This is a genomic window from Curtobacterium sp. AC272 (assembly GCF_979258155.1).
In genome coordinates this window covers 982,455-1,007,189 of sequence record NZ_OZ409838.1, presented here as the reverse complement: position 1 = coordinate 1,007,189, position 24,735 = coordinate 982,455, and the positions used below count along the sequence as shown (strand labels likewise).

21 protein-coding genes and 3 pseudogenes are annotated in these 24,735 nt (G+C 72.8%); 16 read left to right on the top strand and 8 right to left on the bottom strand.

The window, feature by feature from the left end:
* The first annotated feature begins 280 nt into the window (after positions 1–280).
* From ACZZ0J_RS04990 to ACZZ0J_RS04955, 8 genes and pseudogenes are all read left to right on the top strand, one after another.
* The gene (locus ACZZ0J_RS04990) at positions 281–472 is read left to right on the top strand and encodes a hypothetical protein (RefSeq protein WP_463435187.1); all 192 of its coding nucleotides are present in this window, start codon (positions 281–283) and stop codon (positions 470–472) included.
* On the top strand, positions 420–1,688 hold the full coding sequence (locus ACZZ0J_RS04985; protein ID WP_463435185.1) for an AMP-binding protein: 1,269 nt from the start codon (positions 420–422) through the stop codon (positions 1,686–1,688). The genes ACZZ0J_RS04990 and ACZZ0J_RS04985 overlap by 53 nt, the downstream gene beginning before the upstream one ends.
* The gene (locus ACZZ0J_RS04980; protein WP_463438141.1) at positions 1,571–2,974 is read left to right on the top strand and encodes an alpha/beta fold hydrolase; all 1,404 of its coding nucleotides are present in this window, start codon (positions 1,571–1,573) and stop codon (positions 2,972–2,974) included. The genes ACZZ0J_RS04985 and ACZZ0J_RS04980 overlap by 118 nt, the downstream gene beginning before the upstream one ends.
* 194 nt (positions 2,975–3,168) lie before the next feature.
* Positions 3,169–3,663: pseudogene (locus ACZZ0J_RS04975) on the top strand (glycosyltransferase family 2 protein); the annotation flags it as partial.
* A 433-nt stretch (positions 3,664–4,096) separates the two neighbouring features.
* Complete coding sequence (locus tag ACZZ0J_RS04970) at positions 4,097–7,105, top strand: glycosyltransferase (RefSeq protein WP_463435183.1); 3,009 nt, start codon at positions 4,097–4,099, stop codon at positions 7,103–7,105.
* 1,488 nt (positions 7,106–8,593) lie between these two features.
* Positions 8,594–10,030, top strand: a pseudogene (locus ACZZ0J_RS04965) (DUF7402 domain-containing protein); the annotation flags it as partial.
* Positions 10,031–10,148: 118 nt separating this feature from the next.
* The gene (locus tag ACZZ0J_RS04960) at positions 10,149–10,571 is read left to right on the top strand and encodes a DUF7402 domain-containing protein (RefSeq protein ID WP_463438140.1); all 423 of its coding nucleotides are present in this window, start codon (positions 10,149–10,151) and stop codon (positions 10,569–10,571) included.
* 4 nt (positions 10,572–10,575) lie between these two features.
* Entirely contained in the window at positions 10,576–11,490 is a 915-nt protein-coding gene (locus tag ACZZ0J_RS04955) for a glycoside hydrolase family 16 protein (protein ID WP_463435181.1), read from the top strand.
* A 340-nt stretch (positions 11,491–11,830) separates the two neighbouring features.
* Here ACZZ0J_RS04955 and ACZZ0J_RS04950 read toward each other — a convergent pair.
* The 6 genes and pseudogenes from ACZZ0J_RS04950 to ACZZ0J_RS04925 form a co-directional block, all read right to left on the bottom strand.
* A pseudogene (locus ACZZ0J_RS04950) lies at positions 11,831–12,765 on the bottom strand (glycosyltransferase family 4 protein); the annotation flags it as partial.
* Positions 12,766–12,817: 52 nt separating this feature from the next.
* On the bottom strand, positions 12,818–14,128 hold the full coding sequence (locus ACZZ0J_RS04945; RefSeq protein WP_463435179.1) for a lipopolysaccharide biosynthesis protein: 1,311 nt from the start codon (positions 14,126–14,128) through the stop codon (positions 12,818–12,820).
* The gene (locus tag ACZZ0J_RS04940) at positions 14,113–14,361 is read right to left on the bottom strand and encodes a hypothetical protein (protein WP_463435177.1); all 249 of its coding nucleotides are present in this window, start codon (positions 14,359–14,361) and stop codon (positions 14,113–14,115) included. Before ACZZ0J_RS04940 ends, ACZZ0J_RS04945 begins: the two co-directional genes overlap by 16 nt.
* Positions 14,358–14,651, bottom strand: coding sequence for a hypothetical protein (locus ACZZ0J_RS04935; protein WP_463435175.1), 294 nt, complete (start codon positions 14,649–14,651; stop codon positions 14,358–14,360). Before ACZZ0J_RS04935 ends, ACZZ0J_RS04940 begins: the two co-directional genes overlap by 4 nt.
* Positions 14,633–15,271: a beta-1,6-N-acetylglucosaminyltransferase gene (locus ACZZ0J_RS04930; protein WP_463435173.1), complete on the bottom strand. Its 639-nt coding sequence runs from the start codon at positions 15,269–15,271 to the stop codon at positions 14,633–14,635. Before ACZZ0J_RS04930 ends, ACZZ0J_RS04935 begins: the two co-directional genes overlap by 19 nt.
* 127 nt (positions 15,272–15,398) lie before the next feature.
* Positions 15,399–15,623: a hypothetical protein gene (locus ACZZ0J_RS04925; RefSeq protein ID WP_463435171.1), complete on the bottom strand. Its 225-nt coding sequence runs from the start codon at positions 15,621–15,623 to the stop codon at positions 15,399–15,401.
* Between the two features lie 182 nt (positions 15,624–15,805).
* On the opposite strand from ACZZ0J_RS04925, the gene ACZZ0J_RS04920 reads away from it, so the two are divergent.
* Positions 15,806–16,525: a glycosyltransferase family 2 protein gene (locus ACZZ0J_RS04920; RefSeq protein WP_463435169.1), complete on the top strand. Its 720-nt coding sequence runs from the start codon at positions 15,806–15,808 to the stop codon at positions 16,523–16,525.
* On the top strand, positions 16,522–17,097 hold the full coding sequence (locus ACZZ0J_RS04915; protein ID WP_463435167.1) for a glycosyltransferase family 2 protein: 576 nt from the start codon (positions 16,522–16,524) through the stop codon (positions 17,095–17,097). Before ACZZ0J_RS04920 ends, ACZZ0J_RS04915 begins: the two co-directional genes overlap by 4 nt.
* 260 nt (positions 17,098–17,357) lie before the next feature.
* Here ACZZ0J_RS04915 and ACZZ0J_RS04910 read toward each other — a convergent pair whose 3' ends face one another.
* Positions 17,358–17,705, bottom strand: a complete 348-nt coding sequence (locus ACZZ0J_RS04910; RefSeq protein ID WP_463435165.1) for a hypothetical protein — start codon at positions 17,703–17,705, stop codon at positions 17,358–17,360.
* Positions 17,627–18,676, bottom strand: coding sequence for a glycosyltransferase (locus ACZZ0J_RS04905; protein WP_463435163.1), 1,050 nt, complete (start codon positions 18,674–18,676; stop codon positions 17,627–17,629). Before ACZZ0J_RS04905 ends, ACZZ0J_RS04910 begins: the two co-directional genes overlap by 79 nt.
* Positions 18,677–18,970: 294 nt before the next feature.
* Between ACZZ0J_RS04905 and ACZZ0J_RS04900 the strand changes: the two genes are divergently transcribed.
* The 6 genes from ACZZ0J_RS04900 to ACZZ0J_RS04875 all read left to right on the top strand — a co-directional run bounded on the left by ACZZ0J_RS04900 (position 18,971) and on the right by ACZZ0J_RS04875 (position 24,589).
* Complete coding sequence (locus tag ACZZ0J_RS04900; RefSeq protein ID WP_463435161.1) at positions 18,971–20,254, top strand: ABC transporter substrate-binding protein; 1,284 nt, start codon at positions 18,971–18,973, stop codon at positions 20,252–20,254.
* 215 nt (positions 20,255–20,469) lie between these two features.
* Positions 20,470–21,387, top strand: a complete 918-nt coding sequence (locus tag ACZZ0J_RS04895) for a sugar ABC transporter permease (protein ID WP_307861004.1) — start codon at positions 20,470–20,472, stop codon at positions 21,385–21,387.
* Positions 21,384–22,295 (top strand): carbohydrate ABC transporter permease, encoded by a 912-nt coding sequence (locus tag ACZZ0J_RS04890; protein WP_123339855.1) that lies wholly within the window; start codon positions 21,384–21,386, stop codon positions 22,293–22,295. The genes ACZZ0J_RS04895 and ACZZ0J_RS04890 overlap by 4 nt, the downstream gene beginning before the upstream one ends.
* A 5-nt stretch (positions 22,296–22,300) precedes the next feature.
* Complete coding sequence (locus ACZZ0J_RS04885) at positions 22,301–22,771, top strand: hypothetical protein (RefSeq protein WP_463435159.1); 471 nt, start codon at positions 22,301–22,303, stop codon at positions 22,769–22,771.
* Positions 22,772–22,792: 21 nt separating this feature from the next.
* Positions 22,793–23,824 carry a LacI family DNA-binding transcriptional regulator gene (locus ACZZ0J_RS04880; protein WP_194647968.1) on the top strand — a complete coding sequence of 344 codons (1,032 nt, stop codon included), beginning with the start codon at positions 22,793–22,795 and terminating at the stop codon, positions 23,822–23,824.
* A 129-nt stretch (positions 23,825–23,953) separates the two neighbouring features.
* Positions 23,954–24,589 carry an MBL fold metallo-hydrolase gene (locus ACZZ0J_RS04875; protein ID WP_463435157.1) on the top strand — a complete coding sequence of 212 codons (636 nt, stop codon included), beginning with the start codon at positions 23,954–23,956 and terminating at the stop codon, positions 24,587–24,589.
* The last annotated feature ends 146 nt before the right edge of the window (positions 24,590–24,735 follow it).

Here is a 24,735-nt window from a genome sequence, read left to right as displayed (position 1 = left end):
ACCTCCGCCGACCCGCTGACGACGACCGAGCACTGGACCCACCGAGCCGCGATCCCGCTGGCTGACGACCACTCCGTGCTGGACCGCTGGGACCGTGTGGTCGCGCTCCACGGTGACGCCGCTGCGCTCGCCGGGGACGGCCGCCCCTACACGTTCACCGAGGCGGACCGGGCGGCGCGCGACCTCGCGTCGGTGCTCGGGGCCGAGCTCCGACCCGACGACCACAGTGGTGCCGGCGTCGGCGCGGTGGCCGGTGGCGCGTCGAAGCCAGGTCGGCGTCATGGCCGGCCAGACCACCGAGGCCGTCGTCGCGATCCTGGCGCTCGTCCGGGCGGGGCGCACCGTGGTGGTGCTCGACGAGCACCTGCCAGCCGTCCGCCTCGGGCGACGTCGCGCAGCTCGCCGGGGTCGACGAGATCGTGGCGGACGCCGCGCGCGCCGACCTGGCGGCGACCGTCGTCGCCGACCGTGACGGCCGGGTGCACGCACTCGACGAGCTGATCGAACGACGCGGCGAGACCGCGGGCGGCGAAACGGACACGGACACAGCGGCCGAGGCGCCCGGCACCGCAGCGCCCGACGCGCCCGGCACCGCAGCGCCCGACGCGCCCGGCACCGCAGCGCCCGACGCGCCCAGCACCCGCCCGGGCGGCCACGACGCGTTCGCGATCGTGTTCACCTCCGGCTCGACGGGCATGCCGAAGGGTGTCGTCCTGACGCACCGGCAGCAGCTCGCGAACGCCGAGCAGGACGCCGTCGCCCTCGGCACCGGACCCGGCGACCGCCTCGGCGTGGTCCTGCCGCTGTCGTTCGCCGCCGGTCTGCTGTTCTCCTTCGACACCCTGCTGAGCGGCGGCAGCGTCGTGCTCCTCGAACCCCGCGAGCTCGGCGTCGAACGCCTGCTCGCACGGCTCTCCGCCGACGGCGTGAACGTCCTCGTCTGCACCCCGCACCTGCTGCGGTCGATCGTCGGCTCGCAGACGGCTCCCGGGGCGAAGGCGTCCGGGGCGGGTCCCGCGCTCGGCGGCCTCCGCTTCCTGATGACCACCGGCGAGGCGGTGACCGGTGCCGACATCGCCGCTGCTCGACCGCACCTCGACCCGACGACCCTGCTGCTGAACGCCTTCGGGTCGAGCGAGACCGGCTGCGTCGCGTACTGCCCCGTGGAGCCCGGTGCCCCGGTGCCCGAGGGCGTGGTGCCCGCTGGGTGGCCGCTGCCCGGCAAGCAGGTACTCGTGCTGCGCGAGGACGGCAGCCCCGCCGACCCGGGGGAGACCGGCGAACTCGTCATCGTCTCCCAGGGCCTGACCGCCGGGTACTGGGGTGCCCCGGAGAAGACCGCCGAGCGTGCCGGACGCACCGACGACGGCACGCCGACCTGGCGCCAGGGCGACCTCGCCCGGATCGAGCCGGACGGCCGGCTCGTGCTGCTCGGACGCTCCGACGACGCCGTCAAGGTCCGCGGGTACCTCGTGGAACCGAGCGAGGTCGAGGCGGCGCTCCGCGCGATCCCCGAGGTGCAGGACGCCGTCGTCACCGCGCGCAGGTCGACCCGCCCGCCGTCACCCGCCTGGTCGCGTACGTCGTCGGCCGTCCGGGCCAGCGCACGCCCGCGCCCGCGGCCCTGCGCCTGGCCCTGCGGGACCGCCTGCCGGAGTACATGGTGCCGGCGTCGATCGTGCCGATGACCGAGCTGCCGCGGAACGAGCGCGGCAAGGTCGACCGGGCCGAGCTGCCGGGTGCGCCGAGCATCGAGACCGAGATGGTCGAGGGCGAGTACGACCAGTGGGAGCTCGTGGTCGAGCAGATCTGGGCCGAGGTGCTGGGCCTTCGAGGCGTCCACCTCGACGAGGACTTCTCGGCCCTCGGCGGCGACTCGTTGTCGGCGGAGGAGATGCTCGCGCTCGTGCACACCCGTCTCGGCATCGACCTGCGCTCGTCGGACGTCCTGCAGCACCCGACGCTCCGGGCGTTCGCCCGACGGGTACGGAGCGGCACGACGGCGCTGCCGAGCCACCCCGACGTCGTCAAGGTGTCCGGCGCACGCGAGTCCGGCCGCCCGCCGGTGTTCTGCTTCGCCGGCGGTGGTGCGCTCGCCCTGACGTTCCTGCCGTTGTCCCGCTACCTGCCCGAGCACGACGTGTACGCGTTCCAGCAGCACGGCCTCGAGCGTCGGGGCATGCCGGACTGGAGCATCCAGGCCAGTGCCCGCCGGTACGTCGCCCTGATGCGCATCGTGCAGCCGCGGGGACCGTACCTGCTGGTCGGTCACTCGCTCGGCGGGCTGATCGCGCTCGAGATCGCCCGGCTGCTCACCGAGAGCGGCGAGCAGGTCGAGCACGTCGCGCTGCTGGACACCTACCTGCCGAGGACCGGGGCCGAGGGGGTCCGGAAGCACTTCGGACGGCTCGAGCCCCGAGGAACACCGCAACCCCGCAGTCCGTGCCGTCGGCCAGCGCCTCGCCGGGGCCGTCCGGCGGGTCATGCCGTCCGGCATGTCGTGGGGCGAGCACGTCGCGAAGCGCGCGCGAGGCCTACAGCGCTGGTGTGCTGCGGCACGGCGGGCAGAAGGACTTCGACGCCTTCTTCGACCAGGCCGAGCTCGTCACCCGGCGGCACCACCCGACGCCGTTCCACGGACGGGCGACGTACGTGCTCGCCGATGCGAACCCGGACGCGACCGGCTGGTCCGCGCTGCTGCGCGGGCGGACCGAGACCGTGCGGATCGCGGCCGAGCACAGCTCGCTGCTGCGGGAACCGCACGTGGCCGACCTCGCGACGGCGCTGCGTGCGGCGTTCGCGACGGAGGGCGCGGCCCGGGACTGAGCCGGGTGACGGACGGGAGGCGCGGGGCCAGCTGGCACCGCGCCGTCCGTCCGCCTGTCGGTGCGTCCACGGCACGTGGCCGGCGCGCGGTGTTGCGGGTTTCCGTATCCGCGGCCGAGTGTCCGCAATGGACCGCACCGCGCATTGACCGCCTGCCAGCCCGCGACGATGGTTGGACACGCGGGGGAGAGTACCCACTCACCTGCGAAGCCGGCGGCGTCGTACCCGCGTCCCGCTGCTCGACCGACGACGGTCACCGTCGTCGATGCGTCATCCGAGGACGCGCCGCTCGTCACACGAGCCACAACCCGACAGCAACCCTGACCCGACAGGACCGCGCCCATGCCCGCACGTACCGTTCGCCCTGCAGACCCGAGGGTCTCCGTCGTCATCCCGGCGCGGAACGAGGCCCGAAACCTCGAGATCATCCTGCCGAAGCTCCCGCCGGTGTACGAGGTGATCCTGGTCGACGGCAACTCCGTCGACGACACCATCGCCACCGCGCAGCGCGTGATGCCCGACATCCGCGTCGTGCACCAGACCCGCAAGGGCAAGGGCAACGCCCTCGCCTGCGGGTTCGAGGCCGTCACCGGCGACGTCGTCGTCATGTTCGACGCCGACTGCTCCGCCGACCCGGACGAGATCCCGCGCTTCGTGCAGGCGCTCGTCGAGGGCGCCGACGTCGCGAAGGGCACCCGCTACTCGCTCGGCGGCGGCAGCGACGACATCACGATCGTCCGCAACCTGGGCAACCGTGGCCTGAACATGCTCTGCAACATCATCCTCGGCACCCGCTACAGCGACCTCTGCTACGGCTACAACGCCTTCTGGGCGGACGTCCTGCCGGAGATCGGCCTGCTGTCCTCCGAGCTGCCGAAGCCGTCCGACGGCTCGATGCTCTGGGGCGACGGGTTCGAGATCGAGACCGTGCTCACCTGCCGCTGGTCGGCCGCCGAGCTCGCGATCACCGAGGTCCCCAGCCACGAGAAGCTCCGCGTGCACGGCTCGAGCAACCTGAACGCCGTGACCGACGGCATCCGCGTGCTGAAGTCGATCATGCACGAGCGTCGTCGCGCAGCGATCGGCCGCTCCGAGGTCCGTCGTGCCGCGATGAGCGTCGTGCCGCCGGCCGAGCAGCTGGCCGCCACACCGCACGCCGCACCCGCCGCAGCGCACGCCTCGGTCCACGCGGCCGGGCACGCTCCGCTCGGCGCGCACGCCCCGCACGGCGCCCCCGTCGCCGCCGTGGCCAGCCTCGAGGAGAAGTCGCGTGACGACCGTCGCGGTCGTCATCTGCGCCTACACCCAGCAGCGCTGGGGCGACCTGCAGGACAGCGTCGAGTCCGCCAAGCGCCAGCCCGAGGCCCCCGAGGTCGTCGTCGTGATCGACCACGAACCCGAGCTCCTCGTCCGCGCCGCGGCGCGCTGGCCCGAGCTCCGCGTCGTCCCGAACACCGAGGACCGCGGCCTGTCCGGCGCCCGCAACACGGGGGTCGCCCTCACCGACGCCGACGTCGTCGCGTTCCTGGACGACGACGCGACCGCCGACCCGGACTGGCTCGGCCACATGCTCACCGCACTCGAGGACCCGGACGTCGTCGGCGTCGGCGGCCGGGCCACACCGTCCTGGCCCACCGCGACCGGTGCCGGCCCGTACGCCGACGAACTCCTCTGGATCGTCGGCTGCTCCTACCGTGGCCTGCCCGAGACCCCCGGCGACGTGCGCAACGTCATCGGCTCGAGCATGGCGTTCCGCCGTGACGCGATCATGCTCGCCGGCGGGTTCCGCTCCGGCATCGGCCGCGTCGGCAACCAGCCGCTCGGCTGCGAGGAGACCGAACTCTGCATCCGCATCGCCCAGGCCCGTCCGGGTGCGCGCATCCGGCACGAACCGCGCTCGAACGTCTCGCACCGGGTCTCCCCGGACCGCGTGACGATGCGCTACCTGCGCCGTCGCAGCTACTACGAGGGCATCTCGAAGGCCGTCCTGAGCCGACGCGTCGGCACGGGTGACTCGCTCGCCAGCGAGTCGACGTACCTGACGAAGGTCATCCCCGGAGCGGTGCTGCGCGAACTGCGCCACATCGGTCGCGGCGGTGCCCTGCGTGCGCTTCGCGATCGTGCTCTCCGTCGCGTCGACCGTCACGGGCTACGCCGTCGGGCGTGTCCTGGGTGGCGTCGTCGTCCGCACCCCGGCTCCCGTCCCGGTCGCACAACCGGTGGGCACGCGGTGACCCGCGCGACCCTGGCGATGGTCATCTCGCCGATCGTGACCGGGCCGCTGTCCCCGACGTGGGACGGCGCCCTGTGGGTCGGCGAGGTCGACCGCGCCGACGTGCACGCCTCCAGCCACCGTGACGTGGTCGCACTCGAGGGCGCCGCGGGCTACCGGCGCGCCCGACTGCTCGTCCGCGACCACGGCGAGCCGCTCGGCTTCGTCGAGGCGGACATCACCGAGCGTCGCCGCATCGGCGGGACCATCGACGTCCGCACCCTCCAGCGCGCGATCCGGCCGATGCCGGTGCCCGAGCGTCGGCCGGCAGCAGGTCTGGTGCTGCCGTCCGTCACCGTGGTGCTCTGCACGGACGGGGCCGCCGGCACCACCATGCGGTCGGTGCTCGCCAACGAGTACCCCGACTTCGACGTCGTCGTCGTCTCGCACGGCGCCGACGACAGCGGCACCGCGACGGTCGAGATCGGCGGTCGGCGCGTCACCACGATCGCCGCGCCGGCCGGTGGCCTCGCCGCCGCCCGCAACGCCGGACTCCTCGCCGCGAGCGGCGAGGTCGTCGCCTTCGTCGCCGAGGGCGCCGTCGTGGACGGTGACTGGGTCGCCGCGTTGGCCGCCGCCTTCGCCGCGGACCCCGACGTCGCCTGCGTCACCGGGCTCGTCCCCAGCGCCGAACTGCGCACCCCCGCGCAGCGCTGGCACGACGACCGCACCGCGGCCGGCCGCACCGTCCGCCGTCGGGTGTTCCGCCTCGACGACACCGACGACGCGCCCCCGCACCACCCCTTCGCCGCCGCTGCCTACGGCACCGGTGACAACCTCGCCGTGCACCGCGCGACCGCGCTCCGGATCGGCGGCTTCGACACCGCCTTCGGACCGGGCACCCGCGTCGGTGCCGGCGACGACCTCGACCTCTTCACACGACTGCTGTTCGCCGGATCCGCGATCGCCGTCGAACCGGCCGCCATCGCGTGGCAGCGATCGGCGGACGACGTCGCGTCGCTCCGCACCGCTGCAGCCGCGCACGGCCACGGACTCGGAGCCTGGATGACCAAGAACGCCATCGACCGCGAGTCGCTCACCGCATCGGTGGACGCAGCGCCCGAGGCGCTCAGCGCCTTCGCACGACTCGGCCTCGAGCAGGGCGACCGTGCGACGGACATCGCCGGCGACCAGCCCGGTGACGCGGGTCGTGTTCCCGACGCGGTCGATGCCGAGTTCGCCGCCACCCAGCGGCGGCTGCGCGGGGTCGAGCAGCGCTCGGTCCTGACGGCGCCGTTCCTGGCGCTCGTCGAACGCCTGCGTGGCGGCGGCACGATCGACCGGAACGCCCGTGGTCGCCACGAGCTCCGGCACGGCCTGGCCTCGGCCGGTCCCGCTCGCCCGCTCGCGGTGGACGCGATGAGCCCGATCGCACGACTCACCGCAGCGGCGATCGTCGTCCTGACGCTCCTCGTCGCCGGGGTCGCCGCGATCGCCGGACTCCCGGTCCTGCGGGGAGCGCGATCGGCGTGTACCTGTTCGCGCTGCTCGGCGTCGCACCCCTCCTGCTCGTCCGCCCGATGCCGCTGGCACGCTTCAGCGTCTTCGCGGTCACGGCGTCGCTCGTCGGCACGATCGGCATCGGCTACACGATGGCGACGTTCCAGCTCTGGAACCCGACGGTGCCGTTCGTCGGGGTCGTCGTGCTCACCGCCGTCGCCCTCGCGATCGCCGTGCCGCGTGACGTCGCCGAACTGCAGCGCGCCCGCCTCGAGCCGGCCGCCGAGGGCGCCACGGCCCGTCGCTGGACCACCACCGACACCGTCACCGCCGGCTCGGTCGTCGGGCTGCTCGTCATCGTCGTCGCCGCGCTCACGCACATCGGCGACCCGGTGCCGGACGGGCTCTTCGGGTCACTCGGCCCGGGCCTGGTCATCGGACTGGCGCTCGTCGTCGCCGCTGCCGTCGTCGCCCTGGTGCGCGGTCGCGGACTCGCGATCCCGGTCGTCGTGCTCGGCGGGTCGATCCAGCTCGCCCAGGCCATCACCTACGGCATGCCCACCGTGATGGCGGCCGCCCGCCACATCGGCGTGCTCGAGTACATCCGGCGCTGGGGCTCGACGAACCCGGCCGCCGACATCTTCCAGACGTGGTCCGGCCTGTTCGCCGGCGGCGCCTGGGTCGCGGACGTCGGCGGGATCGACAACGCGATGACCATCGCCGCGTGGGTCCCCGTCCTGCTGGCCTTCAGCACGACGATCGCCGTCGGGGTCCTGGCCGCCAACTGGCTGCCGGGCAACCGTCGCCCCTGGATCGCCGCGTTCCTGACCGCGATGACCGGCTCGCTCAACACGACGTACTTCTCGCCGCAGTCGGTGGGCATCCTGATGTCCCTGGTGATCCTCGTGCTGGCCGTCGGCCCGCTGCGACGCACCGCGGTGACCGCCGCGGACGGCGTCCGCACGACGATCCTGCGGGCCCGCCGCGTCGGCCTGTCGCGGATCATCGCCATCACGCTGATCGGCATCGTGCTGGTCGTCACCCACCAGATCTCGCCGTACCTGACGGTCGCCGCACTCGTGACGCTCATCGTGTTCCGACTGCTCCGCCCCTGGTGGCTGCCCGTCGTGGTGCTCGTCCCGGCCGTCGGCTTCGCCCTGCTGAACGACGACATCCTCGGCAAGTTCCTGTCCCTGGGGGCCGTCGGCAAGGTGCTCGACAACGTGCAGCCGCCGTCGCACGACATGACGGTCCTGCCGAAGCCGCTCGTCACGCGGCTCGCGTTCGATATCCCCGCGGCAGCCCTCGTGGTCCTCGGCCTCGTCGCCGTGATCACCGTGCTGATGCGCCGCGACCGCGTGCACTGGGGACTGCTGGCCACGGCGGCGAGCCCGATCTCGCTGCTCGTCGCGACGAACTACGGCCAGGAGGGCATCTTCCGCGTCGTGCTGTTCGCCACACCGTGGATCGCGATCCTGGCGGCGGGGCTCCCGATGCCCAGCGGCCGGCTGGCTCCCGTCGGTCGACTCGTCACCCGTGCGGTGCGGCCCACGGCGGTCAAGGTCGTCGTCGCTGCGGCCGCGGTCGCCGCGATGGTCGGGATCGGCGCGTTCGGCCAGACCGCCCTCGACTGGAACCGCGTCCCGACGCGCAGCCAGTCTGCGGCGACGCAGTTCTACGACGCGAACGCGCCGAAGGGCTCGATGATGCTGCTGACCGGTTCGGCGAACGCCGTCCCGAGCAACACCGGTGCACGCTACTTCGACGTCGGGGCGCTGTCCCGCGAGGTCCTCGGGGCGTACCCGGAGCCGGAGGGCTACGACGCCGACGCCGACGTGTCCACGATGACCCGCCAGCTCGTCCTGGACTGGCCGGCGACGAAGTACTACGCACTGGTCGCCGAGCCCTTCGGCGCCTACGACGAGCGGTACGGGTACCAGACCGACGCCGACTACCAGGAGCTCGCGGCCGCCATGGCCGACTCGCCCTACTGGAAGCGCGTCTTCGGCTCCGGCACCACCGCCGTCTACGAACTGACCCCGGCAGGACTCGCACATGCCACGAACTGAACACCGCACGACCCGGGCACCCCGGCGGACGTGGCGCACGCGCGCCGCGTCCGCCGCGGCGGTCCTGGGGGTCCTGGCGGTCGTCGCCGTCATCGCCGGACCCGGCGGCGCGATGTCGGCCGACGCACGAGGCCGGAGGACACCGCCGCCGAGCACACCGACCAGCACGCCGACGCCGACGCCCACGCCGAGCAGCACACCGACGGGTGGCACGGCCGCCGCGAACGCCGACTGCAGCGCCGGCCGGGTCCTCACGATGGTGGCGCACGCCGACGACGACCTGCTGTTCTCCGGCACCGAGCTCCGCGCCGACATCGACGCCGGCAAGTGCGTCCGCTCGGTCATCGTGACCGCCGGTGACGCCGGCAAGCCCGCCTGGTACTGGCAGGCCCGCGAGAACGGGTTGATGGCGTCGTACGCGTCGATCGCGGGCGTCTCGTCGAACTGGACCGCCGGCCAGCTCCCGGTCGCCGGCCACACGCTCCGCACGGCGACCCTGGCGACGGCCCCGCGGCTCAGCCTGGTGTTCCTCGAGCTGCCGGACGGCAACATCGACGGCTCCGGCTTCGCGGCCACGGGCGGCGAGAGCCTGGAGAAGCTCTACGAGGGCCAGATCTCCACGATCCACACCGTCACCGGGGCAGCCCAACCGACCTCCTTCTCGTTGACCGACCTGCGCGCGACGTTCTCCGGCCTCGTGACCGGGTACGCGCCGACCGAGATCCACACGCTCGACCACGGCGGCACGTACGGCGACGGCGACCACAGCGACCACCACACCGTCGCCTACCTCGCCGACCAGGCGCAGTCCGCGTACACGGCGACACACACGTTCACGGGCTACCTCGGGTACCCGATCGCGGACCGCCCGTCGAACCTGAGTTCCGCGCAGACGGCCGCGAAGGCGGCAGCCTTCTTCGCGTACGCCGCGTACGACGGTGAGACCTGCGGGTCCACCTCGGCCTGCGCGTCGCGCCCGGAGGGCTCCTGGCTGAGCCGGCAGTACGCCGTCGGCTCGTCGGCCCAGCCCCCGACGGACCCGCCGACCTCGCAGGGTACCGACGTCACCGCCGGCGCGACCGTCACCGCGAGCGCCGAGAACCCGGCCGACGGCCAGACCGCCGTGAAGGCCGTCGACGGCGTCGTGAGCGGCTACCCGGACGCCCCGACGGCCGAGTGGGCGGCGCCCGGTGGCCGCGCGGGCACGTGGATCCAGCTGAACTGGTCCGCCGGCACGACCCTGCACGAGATCGACCTCGCGGACCGGCCGAACAGCGACGACCAGGTGACCGGCGGCACGCTGACGTTCTCCGACGGCACCAGCGTCGCCGTCCCGTCGCTCGACAACGGCGGAGCCGTCCAGCGCGTCGCGTTCAGCGCCCGCCAGGTCACCTGGGTGCGGTTCACGGTCGGTTCCGTGAGCAGCACGACCCGAACGTCGGCCTCGCCGAGATCCGGGCGTTCCGGCCGGCGGACACCACGCCGACCCCGACACCCACGCCGACGCCGACCCCACACCCACGCCGACGCCGACGCCGACACTGGCGGACGTCACCGGGTCGGCCACCCCGACCGCCGCGTGGGACGACCAGTCCACCGGGCAGACCGTCGCGAAGGCCGTCGACGGCGTCGTGTCGGGTTACCCCGACAACCCGACGGCCGAGTGGGTCGCCCCGTGGGGCCGGACCGGGGTGTGGATCCAGCTGGACTGGGCCGCCTCGCAGCACCTCGGTCGGATCGTCCTGCACGACCGCCCGAACAGCTCGGACCAGGTCACCAGCGGCACCCTGACGTTCTCGGACGGCAGCCAGGTCGCGGTGGGCACCCTGCCGAACGGCGGCGACGCGCTGACGGTCGACTTCACCCCGCGTGACGTCACCTGGGTGCGGTTCACGGTGACGGGCGTCTCGAACAGCACCGGCAACGTGGGACTCTCCGAGATCCGCGCGTGGACGACCGGGTGACCGGGTGACCGACGAGCAGGGTGACGGCCAGGAGGCCCGCCCCACCTGGGCGGAACACGTCGCCGACGACGCGGCATCGGCCCACGGCGCCCCACCGGCACACGGTCGCGGCCTGCCCCGGCACCGGCCGCCGCGGCGCCCCGGCACCCGCCGGACCGCGTTCGCGGCCGGCGCCCTGCTCGTGGCTGCCGGCATCGTCGCCGGCACCACGACCGCGACCACGACGGCGAACGGTGACGACGTGACCCTCGACGACCCGAGCGGCGTCTCGATGCCGAGCTCCGAGCCCGAGGGGTGGACCCGGGTGTTCGGCGAGGACTTCGCCGACGCCGCCACGAACCGGACCTTCGAGTCCCGGTACTCGGACCGGTTCGTCGCGTACCACGGGTTCGCCGACACCGCGGGGACGGGGCGCTACCAGGCGTCGACCCTGTCGACGCACGACGGCGTGCTCGACGTGCGGCTGCGCACCACGCGCGCCGGGGTGCCGCTGGCGGGCGGCGTCGTGCCGCTCGTCGACGGCGAGTGGGGCGGGCAGACCGCCGGCCGGTACAGCATCCGGATGCGCAGCGACGAGGTCGACGGCTACGGCGTCGCCGTGCTGCTGTGGAGCGACGAGAACCTGTGGTCGGACGGTGAGATCGACTTCCCCGAGGGAGCGCTCGGCGCGCCCGCGTGGCTCAACGTGCACTGCCTGGCCGACCCCGCCGAGAAGTGCATCCACCAGCAGACCGAGGCGTCGCTCAAGGACTGGCACACCTACACGATCGAGTGGACCGCCGACCGGATGTCGTTCCTGGTCGACGACGAGGTCGTCGGCACCACGACGGAGAACATCCCGACCGCCCGGATGCACCTGGTCGTGCAGGCCGGGTCGAACGACGGGAACCCCCGGCGGACGCAGCGGGCTCGCTGCTGATCGACTGGATGACGATCGACGTTCCGGCGGACGGTACCGCGCCGGGCGCGTCGCTGCCGGACGACACCGCGACGACGGTCCCGAACGACTGAGCGGTGCCGACGTCGTCGTCGGCACCGCTCGGTCGTCGTCGTCCGTCAGTGCTCGTCTTCAGTGCTTCGCGTGCGCCTCGAGCGCCCGGAGCAGCGCCGCGACGTGCCGCTCCCGGCCGTACCGGTCCCGCACCCAGGCGCGGCACCGGTCCGCCAGACCGGGTTCCGTCCCGGCCGCGTGCAGCGCCTCGGAGGACCTTGTCGGCCAGCGCGGCGGTCTCGGTGGGGTCGACGGTGAAGCGCGTCCACTCGCCGCTGAGGATCTCGGCGGTGCCGCCCGACGCCGCCGCGACGACGGGGCGTCCGGTGGACATCGCCTCGACGACCACGCGGCCGAACCCTCGGGCTCGATGGAGGGAGCCACCACGACGTCGGCGGCGTGCAGCAGGGGGACGACGTCGTCGCGCTCGGGCACCACGACCACGGAGCCCTCGGGCAACGCGGCGATCGCGCGGTGCACGGCGGGGGCGTCCTGCGGGTACAGCGCACCCGCCAGGACGAGCACCGGAGCCGGGGCGGGCGGTGTGCCGGGCCCCACGAGGACGCGGGCCGACGCGTGGACGCGACCCCACGCCTCCAGGAGGGCCAGGACGCCCTTCGACCGCGTGAGCCGTCCGTAGTAGAGCACCACGGGGCGGTCCTGGTCGAGGCCGAGCGCAGCGCGTGCTCGGCGTGTGCTCGCCGGCGTGGCGGCGGGGAACGCCGCGGTGTCGACGCCGTTCGGGACCACGTCGACGCGGTCCGGGGGCGCACCGACGGCGGTCCAGCCACGTGCCATCGCCGCCGAGACCGCCAGGTACCGGGTCCGGCCGCCGGCGAACGGGCCGAGCCGACGGTAGTTCGGGGCGTGGTGCAGGTGCACGGCCAGGGGGACGCCGGACACGAAGGACACGACGCGGCCCCACGGCAGGAACTCCGGACGGTTCAGCCACAGGACGTCCGGGCGCGACCGGCGGAGGCGCAGGCCCTCACGGACGAAGCGGAACACGTCCGTCGGGGCGGTCCGGATGCCGAAGCGGTAGTCGCGGGCGTGCCGCAGTCGGACACCGAGCCGGTCGAACACCGCGCGGCCCTCGTCCGGGTCGCCGTCCGGTCCGGCGCGGTGCCACACCTCGACCTCGTGGCCGGCCGCGACGAGCTCGCCGACGTCCTCCACGACGCAGCGTTCGACACCGCCGGTGATGGCGAGTCCGTTGGTGGCGACGACGACACGCAGCGGACGGGGGTGGGACGGGTCATGCGGATCCTCCGCGAGCGAGTTTCAGGCGGCGGAAGAACCAGGGCAGGCACGCGGCGACGCCGACGACGCGCACGATGTTCCAGGCGAGGTCCTGCGGGGGCAGGAGCGAGGCCGCGGCGACGACGATCGCGATCGCGATGGCGAGCAGCACTCGGCGTCGGGGGCCGCGCCACTCGCGACGGTCCGGCAGGGAGGCCTGCTGCAGTGCGGCGAGGATGCCGTAGGCGATGACCGTGGCGATGCCCGCGCCGACGATGCCGGTCAGGGGCACCAGCACCAGGTTCGCCGCGATGTTCACGACGCCGGCGACGGCACCGATGACGCCGACCGTCACCCCGCGGCGCTCGACCAGCAGGAGCCGACCGGTCGCACCGCTCGCGACCACCGGGAACGCGGTCAGGGCGACCACGAAGACGACGACGGTGAGGGACTCGACCCGGTACGACGCCGGGGCCAGGATCGGCAGCGCCACCGGCGACACGAGCGTCACGGCGACGAGCACGGGGGCGAGCAGCATGTAGAGCTCGTCCCGCGCGTGCATGGCGAGCCGGCGGCGGGCCACGGCGTCGCGGAGGGCGGCGAAGTGCGGCGCCCAGGCCTGGTTCGTGAAGGTCAGCAGCAGGATGACCGCGGAGCCGACGACGTAGGCGATCTGGTAGCGGGCCACCTCGTCGGCACCGAGCAGGCGCTGCACGACGAGCCGGTCACCGGCGTTCAGGACGAAGTACGACAGGCTGCCGAGCGCGATCGGGACACCGAGCTTGAACGCCCGGATCGTGGTGCGGTGGTCGAACAGACCGCGGACGCGCGGCTTCGTGGCGATGATGCCGATGACCATCGCGGCACCCTGCGCCACGACCCCGCCCCACGCGTACGTGGTCGCGTCGGCGTGCACGGCGGCGAGGAGCCCGAGACCGATGATCGACCCGCCGACGGACGACAGCAGGCTCGTCACGGCGAACACGCGGATGCGGTCCTGGGCGACGAGCAACGCGAGGGACAGCTGCACGATCGCGGCGGGACCGGTCCAGAGCACGGCGACCAGCAGCAGGGGGTGCTGGTCGACGAAGCCCGCGGCGTCGCCCCAGAGCGGGATCGACACCAGGGCGAACACGGTGACGGTGACCGCGGTGACCATGCCGACGAACATCAGGCCGCGGGCACGCCGGTCGTCGCCGTCCTCGGCGCGCTGCAGCACCGACGCCTGGTCGATGCCGCAGACGGCCACGACCACCAGGGCCTGGTACAGCGCGATCGCCGAGGCCAGTACGCCGAACTCGGCCGGTGGCATCAGGTGCGCGAGCACGGGGAGATCAGCGAGCTCACGACGAGCTGCATCGACCAGACGACCACGTAGAGCAGGCCGCGGCCGAACAGGACGGACGAGCCGCGTGCGACGGCGATCGAGTCCGTGTCGGTGGACAGCGCGCCGGGTGCTGCGGGCTGCACGGACGCCTCGAGCTCGTCGTCGTCGGGCTGTGCCGCCAGCGCAGCCGCCTCGGCCGCACGCGCCTCGCGTCGGGTCTGGGGGACGGTCACTGCGCCACCACCACCGGCTGGTCGTCGGCGGACGTGCGGAGCCCGAAGGTCGCGTCGACCACGTCGAGCAGGTCGGTGCTCCGGGACGTCGAGAACTTCCGGGCGAACACGTACGGGGTCGACTGGTCAGCCGCCGTGCGACGCTCCAGCACCCGGCCGGCGTCCTCGATCCCGAGCCACGGCGGGCTCTTCTGCTTCGTGCCGTCCCACCCGATCCACCAGAGCGGTTGCGCCGCGTGGGCGTCCGCGAAGTCCGGGGTGAACGCCGGGGTCAGCAGGACCGACGGCACGAAGGTCTCGTCGCCGATCCACACCCGCTCCCAGAACGCCACCAGGTCGGGGCGCCCGTCGAACACGTCGACGACCCCCTGCGCGTGGTGCCGGGCCAGGACCTTGAGCTGCGAGCCGCCGCCGAACACGACGTCGCGCGGGACCCGACGGGGGACCGGCAGGCGCAGCATGTGCTTCCGCCACGCCCAGTGCCGGAACCGCACGCGCGACCGACCGCCGTCGCGACCCCATGCGGGTGGGGGAGCGGCTTCGCCTCGACGAACGACCGCCCGGGGTTCGCGGTCAGGAGCGCCGAGATCTCGTCGGCGTCGGCCAGCGGGTAGTCGCTGCCGGTCAGCAGCGCCACGTGCGTGGCGTCGGTCTGCGCCAGGGCGGCACGGTAGCCGGCGACCTCGGCCGCGACGTTCTCCCACTTCGCCCATCCGGTGCGCATCCGCGGCAGCACGTGCACCCGTTCGGGCAGGCCGGCGGTCATCGCCTCGAAGACGTCGTCGTCGGTGCTCGCGTCGCAGTGCAGGAACACCGGGAACGGGTCGAGCGCCGCCACGAGCCGACGGACGTGCGTCGGGTCCTCGTGGGCGAGGACGATGCACGCGAGTGGCGTGGGAGTGATGGCCATGTCCGCGACGCTAAGCGGGCCCGGCAGCACCGACAAGGAGGTCGGGACCACCTGCGGGGGAACGGCGGTTTCCCGCAGGCGCCCCCGATCGAGGGGGATCGTGCGGGGGATCTCGAGGGGGAACGCGTCAGCGGGCGCGGCGGAACTTCGGGCAGTCGCAGAGCGCGCAGTCCGTGCCCGGACGGTAGTGCTCGTGTGCCGCCTGGGCGTGCCCGCACGTGCCGCACGCGGCGTCGTCGGCATCGAGGTGCACCACGACGAGGTCGGACGTGTCGGGGTCCGGAACCAGGTGCAACGTCGGGCGCGGACGCCTGGTCAGGCCGAGCCGGTCCATCGTTCGGGCCAGCGGCATGCGTCCTCCTCGTGTCCGGCGGGGACCGGGGTCGCACCGGCGGGTCGACCGGCGTCTCCCGCGAGTCTAGTGGCGGCAAACCGCAGCCTCTCCGCATCCTCCGAGCATCGCGGTTGACCCCCTGTCGACGCGCGCGGAGCATTGCCACGTCCACCCGACCAGACCGGCCCGACGGGACGAACATGACCGACCACACCACCACCGCGGAACGAGCCCTCACGCTCGACCCCGCGATGCCCTCGCCCGACGCCCCCACCTGGGTCGGCGCTGCCTGGGTCGGCGCCGTCGACCGGTCCGCAGCGCTCGCGGCCGACACCGTGCACCTCGCCGGCGCCGGCGGCTTCCGCCGCGCCCGCCTCATGGTGCGCGACGGCCACGACGTCGCGGGGTTCGTCGACGTGCGCGTCGACGACCGCGGGGCGGTGGACCCGGCCGAGCTGGGACCGGCCCTGCGTCGGTTGCCGGCACCGGGCCTCCCGGTCGACGCCCCCGCGGACGGCGCACGCGTCTCCGTCGTCATCGGCACCCGCGAGCGCCCCGTCGCGCTCGCGCGCGCCGTGCGCTCCGTCCTCGAGTCCGCGTACGACGACTTCGAGCTGTTCGTCGTCGACAACGCCCCCGTCACCAGCGGCTCCCGCGACGTCGTGGCCGCCGTCGACGACCCGCGCGTCCACTACGTCCTCGAGGCACGTGCCGGCGTCTCGCGGGCCCGCAACGCCGGACTCGCACTGGCCACCGGCGGCATCGTCGCGTTCATCGACGACGACGTCGTCGTCGACCGCCACTGGATGGCCGCCATCGCCGCCGCCTACGAGCGCGACGCCGACGTCTGGTGCGTCACCGGACTCGTCCCCAGCGGCGAGCTCCGCACCCCACGCAGCGCTTCTTCGACGAGCGGGTGACCTGGGCGCGGAACCTCGAGCGCCGGGTGTACCGCACGTCCGCCCCGCCCGTCGACGAGCCCCTGTTCCCCTTCACCGTCGGCGCGTTCGGCACCGGCGCGAACATGTCCGTGCGCCGCGACGCGGTCCGGCAGCTCGGCGGCTTCGACGTCGCCCTCGGCCCCGGCACCCGTGCCCGAGCCGGTGAGGACCCCGACCTGTTCACCCGCGTCCTGCTCGCCGGTGGGGCGCTCGCCGTGGAACCCTCGGCCGTCGTCTGGCACGAGCACCGCAAGGACCGTGCCGCGTTGCGCTCGCAGGCGATCGGCTACGGCACCGGCCTCGGCGCCTGGGTGACGAAGCTCGTGCTGCGGCCCTCCACGGCGTTCGCGGTGCTGCGACGTGCGGCCGGCGCGCTCCGGCGGCTCGGCGCGCTCGGGCAGGGTGCCGACGAGCGGCCCGTCGACGCGAGCGGTGGCTGGCCCGTCGACGCCGAGTTCACCGAGGCGACGCGCGGGCTCAAGCGCGCCGAGCTGACGGCCGCGCTGGGCGGGCCGTGGCGGTACCTGGCCGGGCGGCTGACCGCGCGCTGAGGGGTGGGGCGGTGGTCCGCCGGCTCTGTCGCTTGTTGCATGCGCAACGGTTGCGGGCGCGTGGGGGCGACATCCTCGACGTCGTACGACAACGCGAGTGTCGCTTGTTGCATGCGCAACGGTTGCGTGCGCGTGGGGGCGACATCCTCGCCGTCGTACGACAACGCGAGTGTCGTACCGCGTCGTGCGGACGCGGCAACGAACGGACGGGAGGCCCGTGGCGACACTGCCACGGGCCTCCCGTCCGTCATGCTGCGCGACTACGGCCGGAAGCGGCCGGCCTCGACGTCGCGCCAGCGGCGTCGGCTGCGGAACCAGGCGGCCGGGCCGGCGGGGAACCCGCGCAGCTCGTGGTACGCCAGGGTCTTCGGGATGCGCGTGGTCGAGGCGTCGTTGGTGACCTCGGTCGCGGCGTCCCGGCGTCCGGCCAGGCGGGAGAGCATCTGCTTCGACTTGACCTTCGCGGCGAGCGGCATCAGGCGGGCGAGGACGGCGACGTGCCGCTTGTCCTTCGCGGCGAGCGCGAACATCAGCGCGGTGAAGCCGACGCCGTTGCCGTGCAGCTGCTTGTGCAGGTCCTCGATGGTCTGGCGGTGCCGGTGGTGCACGACCGCGCGGGGCTCGAAGCCGATCTTCCCACCACGCCACAGCGTCTCGATGAACATCGCCAGGTCCTCGCCACCACGGGCGGGGAGCCGGCGCCGAGGGTGTGGTCGAAGCCGCCGACGGCCTCGATCAGGGTGCGACGGTAGGCCATGTTCGCGCCGGCGCCGTACGCGCCGATGCCGTAGACGGCGAAGTGCTTGAGGACCTCGCCGGACGGGGTGACCGCCGAGACGCGGGCGTGCCGCATGGTGCCCTGGACATCGTCCGGGACGATCGTCACGGGCGAGAAGGTGCGCTCGGCGCTGAAGCCGCCGTAGTACGCCTCGTACCAGATCTGCGCGGGGGTGGTGAGCTCGCTCGGCAGGATCACGCCGGTGACGGCGTCCAGGCCGGGCTCGCTGACGAACCGGGACCCGATGGCGCGTAGCCACTGCGGGTCGACGCGGACGTCGTCGTCGGTGAAGGCGATGACGTCGCCGGTCGCGGCGGCGACACCGGCGTTCCGTCCGGCGGACAGACCGGGGCGGCGTTCCTCGACCAAGCGGACGTTCCGCCCGGCGAGCATCGCGGGCAGCGCGTCGCCGGCGGGGACGCGGACGCGGTTGTCGACGAGGATGACCTCGTGCCGCGGGTAGTCGAGGTGCTCGAGGACGTCGAGCAGCTTGCCGAGGTCCTCGACGCGGTCGACGACGGTGGACACGACGACCGAGATGGTCGGCAGGTCGTCGTCGGACACCGCGGGGACGTCGGCCAGGACGGTCTCCTGCAGCGCTTCGAGGGCGCGGGCCGCATCGGCGGGGTCGTCGGTGAGCAGCACGTCGAGGGTGCCGGTGGGGTGGCCGCCGCGGTAGCCGATCACCATGGCGGACTCGCCGGTCTCGTCGGCGACGAGACGGGGGAGCAGGGCGTCGAGGTCGACGCCGATGACACGGCGCGGTGCGGGCACGGTGTCGGCGGTGTGGAGGGTGGCCATGTCGTGGACGCTACGTCGGGCCGTGGGTACGGACAACGGCGCAGGACCCCAGTGGCGGTGTTCATGCGGAGTTCCGCAGTGGCGCGCAGGGTCCCTCGAACGAGGGTGAGCGCTCACCCAGGAAGTCTCCGGGACTTCCAAGGTCACGCTCAGGTCACGGAACTGATGCAACCGGTTGCGGAACCCCTGCGGCGGGCGTAGCTTCCTCCACCAGCAGGCAGCGGCGCCTGCTCCAGGGCAGTGTCGTCGAACCCGATCGATGCCCCCTGGTGATCTCAATGAGGAGACAACGCTGTGAAGACAACACGCTCCAGGGTGCGGTTCGCATCCGTTGCCGGGGTCGCCGTCATCGGCCTCGTGCTCACCGGCTGCTCGAGCGGGAGCTCCGGCGCCGGCTCGGACGACGCCAAGAGCGGCCAGGACAGCCGCGGGCCCATCACCTACGTGCAGGGCAAGGACAACTCCAACGTCGTCCGCCCGCTGATCGCGAAGTGGAACAAGGCCCACTCCGACGAGAAGGTCACCTTCAAGGAGCAGTCCGACCAGGCCGACCAGCAGCACGACGACCTCGTGCAGCACTTCCAGGCCAAGGACGCCAACTACGACGTCGTCGACGTCGACGTCGTCTGGACCGCCGAGTTCGCCGCGAAGAGCTGGCTGACGCCGCTGACCGGTGACATGAAGATCGACACCTCGAAGCTGCTGCCCGCCACGGTGAAGACCGCGACGTACAACGACACCCTCTACGCCGCCCCGCAGACCTCGGACGGCGCACTGCTCTACTACCGCAAGGACCTCGTCAAGACGCCTCCGACCACGTGGAAGGAGATGATGGCCGACTGCCAGATCGCGAAGGACAAGGGCATCGGCTGCTACGCCGGGCAGTTCGCGAAGTACGAGGGCCTGACGGTGAACGCCTCCGAGGCGATCAACGGCTCCGGTGGTTCGGTGCTCAGCAAGAGCGGGGACCCGGACGTCGACACCGCGGACGCCAAGGCCGGCCTGCAGAACCTGGTCGACGCGTTCAAGGACGGGAACATCCCCGCCGAGGCGATCACGTACCAGGAGGAGCAGGGCCGCACGGCGTTCGAAGCCGGCAAGCTGCTGTTCCTGCGCAACTGGCCGTACGTCTACAACCTGGCGAAGACCGACGGTTCGAGCAAGGTCAAGGACACGTTCGGCATCGCGCCCATCCCGGGTGCAGACGGCACCGGCGCCTCGACGCTCGGCGGCCACAACGCCGCGATCAGCGTGTACTCGAAGCACAAGGCGACGGCGCACGACTTCCTCGAGTTCCTCATCTCGAACGACACGCAGAAGTTCTTCGCGACGCAGGGGTCGCTCGCCCCGGTCGTCGGTGACCTCTACACCGACTCCGAGCTGACGGCGAAGCTGCCGTACCTGCCGACGCTGCTCAAGTCGATCGAATCGGCGGAGCCGCGGCCGGTCACGCCGTTCTACCCGGCGGTGACGAAGGCGATCCAGGACAACACCTACGCGGCGCTCAAGGGATCGAAGTCGGTCGACGAAGCCATGAAGGACATGCAGGACGCCCTCAAGTCGGCGACCAGCAGCTAGCGACACGCGGCGCACGCCGCATCGGACTGGAGGCACGGTGCCATCCCGGCACGTGCCTCCAGTCCGCCCCTACTTGCGTTCCGACACCCCCGGCAAGGAGGCCGACACGTGTCAGCAGCAACCGAGATCCCCGCAGCCATCCCCAACCCGACGGGCATGGAACCGAAGCGCCAACGGCGCAAGGCGGACTCAACGCCGAGCACGGCCGGTGGGCCGTGTACCTCATCGGCCCGACGATCCTGCTCCTCGCGATCGTCATCGGCTACCCGGTCGTCAGCGCGATCATCCAGTCGTTCCAGCTCGACCAGGGCCTCGACAAGGCCACCGGCCTGTTCGTGCAGGGCGGGTTCGCCGGCATCACGAACTACGTGCACTGGCTCGGCCAGCAGTGCGGCAACGTCACCTGCCCGCCCGGCAGCCTCGGTTCCCAGTTCTGGGTGTCGATGGGCAACACGTTCTTCTTCACGGTCGTCACCGTGGCGTTCGAGACGGCCATCGGCGTGTGGATGGCGATCATCATGAACCGCAACTTCAAGGGCCGCGCGCTCGTCCGCGCCGCGATCCTGGTGCCGTGGGCGATCCCGACGGCCGTCACCGCGAAGCTCTGGTACTTCATCTTCGACGCGAACGGCGTCCTGAACCACGTCCTCGGGCAGCAGATCCTCTGGACGAGCGGCGAATGGGCGTCCCGGTGGGCGGTCATCATCGCCGACACCTGGAAGACCACGCCGTTCATGGCACTGCTCATCCTGGCGGGGCTCCAGCTGATCCCGGAGGAGGTCTACGAGGCCGGCAAGATGGACGGCGCGTCGACGTTCCAGCGCTTCGTGCTCATCACCCTGCCGCTCATCAAGCCCGCGCTGATGGTCGCGATCCTGTTCCGCGTGCTCGACGCGCTGCGCATGTACGACCTGCCCGCGATCCTCACCGGCGGTGGCGGTGGTTCCGGCAACGCCACCACGACCCTGTCGATCCTGGTCGTCGAACAGATCCGGCAGGGCTTCAACTCCGCGTCGGCCCTGTCGACCATCACCTTCCTGGTGATCTTCATCGTGGCGTTCGTCTTCGTCCGGTTCCTCGGCGCCAACGTCGTGCAGACGCAGGCCGCCCAGCAGAAGGGTGAACTCAAGTGACCCTCGCAGCAGACCGCCCCCGGTCCACCGCAGCAGCACGCGACCGCGCCGTCGACCGCGCCGACGTCCGGGTCCGCCGCGACACCGGCCCCCGCATCCGCACGGCCGTGCAGGCGATCGTCATCGCCGTGTGGTGCCTCCTGCCGTTCTACTGGATGGTGGTGACGAGCTTCCGCGACGTCGGGTTCACGTTCGACGCCACCCCGTGGCCGACGCACGTCACGCTCGACAACTACGCGACCGCGTTCTCCACGTCGCTCGGCAACCACCTCGGGCGGGCGCTCGCCAACAGCCTGCTCATCGGCGGCGTCGTGACGATCATCGCCCTGCTCGTCGGCACCACGGCGGCGTACGCCCTGGCCCGACTCGAGTTCGGCGGCAAGTCGCTCATCGCCGGCGCGATCCTGGCGGCGTCGATGTTCCCGGGCGTCGCGCTCATCTCCCCGCTGTTCCAGCTCTTCACGGACATCGGGTGGATGGGCACCTACCAGGCGCTCATCCTGCCGAGCATCTCGTTCGTGCTGCCCCTGACGGTCTACACGCTCGCGTCGTTCTTCCGCGAGATGCCGTGGGACCTCGAGGAAGCAGCGCGCATCGACGGCTGCACCCGGGTGCAGGCGTTCCGGCGGATCATCCTGCCCCTCGCCGCCCCCGCGGTGTTCACGACGGCGATCCTGGCGTTCATCTCCAGCTGGAACGAGTACCTGATCTCCTCGCAGCTCTCGAGCGACGCGACGCAGCCGGTGACCGTGGCGATCGCCTCGTTCGCCGGGTCGCAGCCGCACCAGGAGCCGTACACGGCCGTGATGGCGGCGGGCACGATCGTCACGATCCCGCTCGTCATCCTGGTCCTCATCTTCCAGCGACGCATCGTGGCCGGCCTCACCGCCGGTGGCGTGAAGGGGTGACGACCATGGCACAGCGCGGACCCACCCGGCCCACGGCCCGGATCGACGAGGCGATCGGCTTCGTCGGCATGTTCGGCATCCTGTTCCTCGGCGCCACGGTGTTCTGCGAGGTCACCGGTCGCCCGGCACTCGGCTGGGCGCTCACCCTGCTGGTGTGCGTGCTCGGGGTCGTGGCGCTCGACCGGTGGCGGGTCGCGGTCCTCCGCCGCCACGCGGTCGTCGACGGCACTACCGACGGCATCGGTGCCGCTCCTGCCGTCGCCCCCGTCCGCACCGCTCGCGGCGACGACACCCGTCGTCAGCCACGGCCCTCGGCGGACGGGCGGGTGCACCAGCACAGCGGGTGGGACGAGCTCGCACCAGCGGGTCGTCGTGCACCGCACCGGGCGCGCCGGACCGCAGCGGCCGTCGCGCACACCGTCCCCGGCACTGCTGCCGACCGTCCGGCGGGCGTGACACACGGTACGGACGGCTGACGGGCCTCCCGGGTCGCATCGATGGGGATCCAGGAGATCGCGACCGTCACGGGACTGTCGAAGTCCACGGTGTCGCGAGCGCTGCGCGGCATGGAGAACGTGGCGGAGACCACGATCGACGAGGTCCGACGGGTCGCCGACGAGCTCGGGTACGTCCCGAGCTCGGCGGCGGCCGGCCTCGCCACCGGGCGGCAGCGCGCCGTGGGCGTCGTCGTCCCGGTGATCGACCGGTGGTTCTACGTCAAGGCACTCGGCGGCGTCGACGCGGAACTCCGTCGGGCCGGGTACGACCTCGTGCTCTACAACCTGGGCGGGCCGGGCGGCGACCGTGACCGCGCCTTCCGACGCTCGATGCTGCGGCACCGTGTCGACGCCCTCGTCCTGCTGTCCCTGGTGCTCGACGCGACCGAGCGTGCCGAGCTCGAACTCACCCGGCACCCGATGATCGTCATCGGCGGACCCGCACCGGGCCTGCGGAACATCGGGGTCGACGACCGAGCCGTCACCCGGATCGCGGTCGACCACCTGTGCGGACTCGGGCACCGACGGGTTGCCTACGTCGGCGGGCAGGACGAGGCCGGCATGAACGTGGCGGTGCCGCACCTGCGGCGGGACGGGTTCGTCGACGCGATGCGGGCTGCCGGACACGCGGTGCCGGACCGGTGGCTGCTCGACGGACGGTTCTCGTTCGCCGGAGGGCTGGCGGCGGGGAACGCGCTGTTCGGCGGGAGCATGGTCGCGGGTGCGGCGGGCGTCGGGCTCGATCGCCCGACCGCGGTCTTGTGTGCGTCGGACGAGATGGCGCTCGGGGTGCTCCTCGCCGCCGGGCAGGCCGGGCTGTCGGTGCCGGGGGACGTCTCCGTGATCGGGATCGACGGCCACGAGTACGGCGCCACCGTGGGCCTGACGACCGTGGCACAGGACCCGGAGGCGCAGGGGCGGGCAGCGGCGCGGGCAGTGCTGGCCGAGGTCGACGGCGGCGCTGCCGGAGCGATCGTCGCGGCGCCGGCGCACCTGGTGGTGCGCGGGACGACGGGGCCGCCGCCGGGGTGAGGGTGTGCGGTGGTGCGTGGGCGGGATCGACTCGGAACGACGTTCCCGATGTCGTACGACAACGGGAACGTCGTTCCGAGTCGGCGCAGGCCGAGTCGGCCCACGCCCGCCGCGGGTAGCGTCGCCCGCATGGAGGTCACGAAGTACGAACACGCCTGCCAGATCCTGTCGGACGGCGACGCCCGCCTGGTGCTCGACCCGGGCAACTTCACCCGCCCCGTCGACGCGACCGGGGTCGTCGCGGTCGTCATCACCCACGAGCATCCCGACCACGTCACGCCCGAGCAGCTGCACCGGATCCTCGCCGCCAATCCCGACGCCGTCGTGTTCGGCCCCGAGGGCGTCCGTGCGGCGCTCGCCGACTCCGGCATCGCGGTCGAGGTCGTCACGGACGGGGACCACCGCACCGTCGGCCCGTTCGAGCTCGACTTCCACGGCACGCGGCACCAGCTCATCCACTCCTCGGTGCCGATCGTCGACAACACCGGCGTGCTCGTGAACCGCACGCTCTTCCACCCCGGCGACTCGTACACCGACCCGGGCGTCCCCGTCGAGGTCCTCGCCGCACCCGTCGGTGCCCCGTGGCTCAAGGTCGCCGAGATGATGGACTACGTCGCCGCGCTCGCCCCGGCCCGTGCCTACCCGATCCACGAGGCCACGCTCTCCGACGTCGGGTACGGCATGCACACCGGTCGGCTGCGCGAGGCGCTCGCCCCGCACGGCGTGCTCGAGATCCTGCGGCCGGGGGAGTCCCTCACGATCTGACCGGGCGGGACCGCGCCGTGGTCGCTTCGTGAGCAGAAATGGTCGGGTGGGACCGACCGACGCGACCATTCCTGCTCACGGAGTGCGGCTCTGGACGTGCGCGCGGTCGGACGGGAGGCCCGTGGCGGGCCCGCCACGGGCCTCCC

Bases quoted from the DNA above. Each gene is read 5' to 3' on its own strand.
- ACZZ0J_RS04990 (WP_463435187.1), top strand. From the start codon at position 281: ATGGCCGGCCAGACCACCGAGGCCGTCGTCGCGATCCTGGCGCTCGTC.
- ACZZ0J_RS04930 (WP_463435173.1), bottom strand. From the start codon at position 15,271: ATGGCCATCACTCCCACGCCACTCGCGTGCATCGTCCTCGCCCACGAG.
- ACZZ0J_RS04925 (WP_463435171.1), bottom strand. From the start codon at position 15,623: ATGCCGCTGGCCCGAACGATGGACCGGCTCGGCCTGACCAGGCGTCCG.
- ACZZ0J_RS04920 (WP_463435169.1), top strand. From the start codon at position 15,806: ATGACCGACCACACCACCACCGCGGAACGAGCCCTCACGCTCGACCCC.
- ACZZ0J_RS04905 (WP_463435163.1), bottom strand. From the start codon at position 18,676: ATGGCCACCCTCCACACCGCCGACACCGTGCCCGCACCGCGCCGTGTC.
- ACZZ0J_RS04885 (WP_463435159.1), top strand. From the start codon at position 22,301: ATGGCACAGCGCGGACCCACCCGGCCCACGGCCCGGATCGACGAGGCG.
- ACZZ0J_RS04880 (WP_194647968.1), top strand. From the start codon at position 22,793: ATGGGGATCCAGGAGATCGCGACCGTCACGGGACTGTCGAAGTCCACG.
- ACZZ0J_RS04875 (WP_463435157.1), top strand. From the start codon at position 23,954: ATGGAGGTCACGAAGTACGAACACGCCTGCCAGATCCTGTCGGACGGC.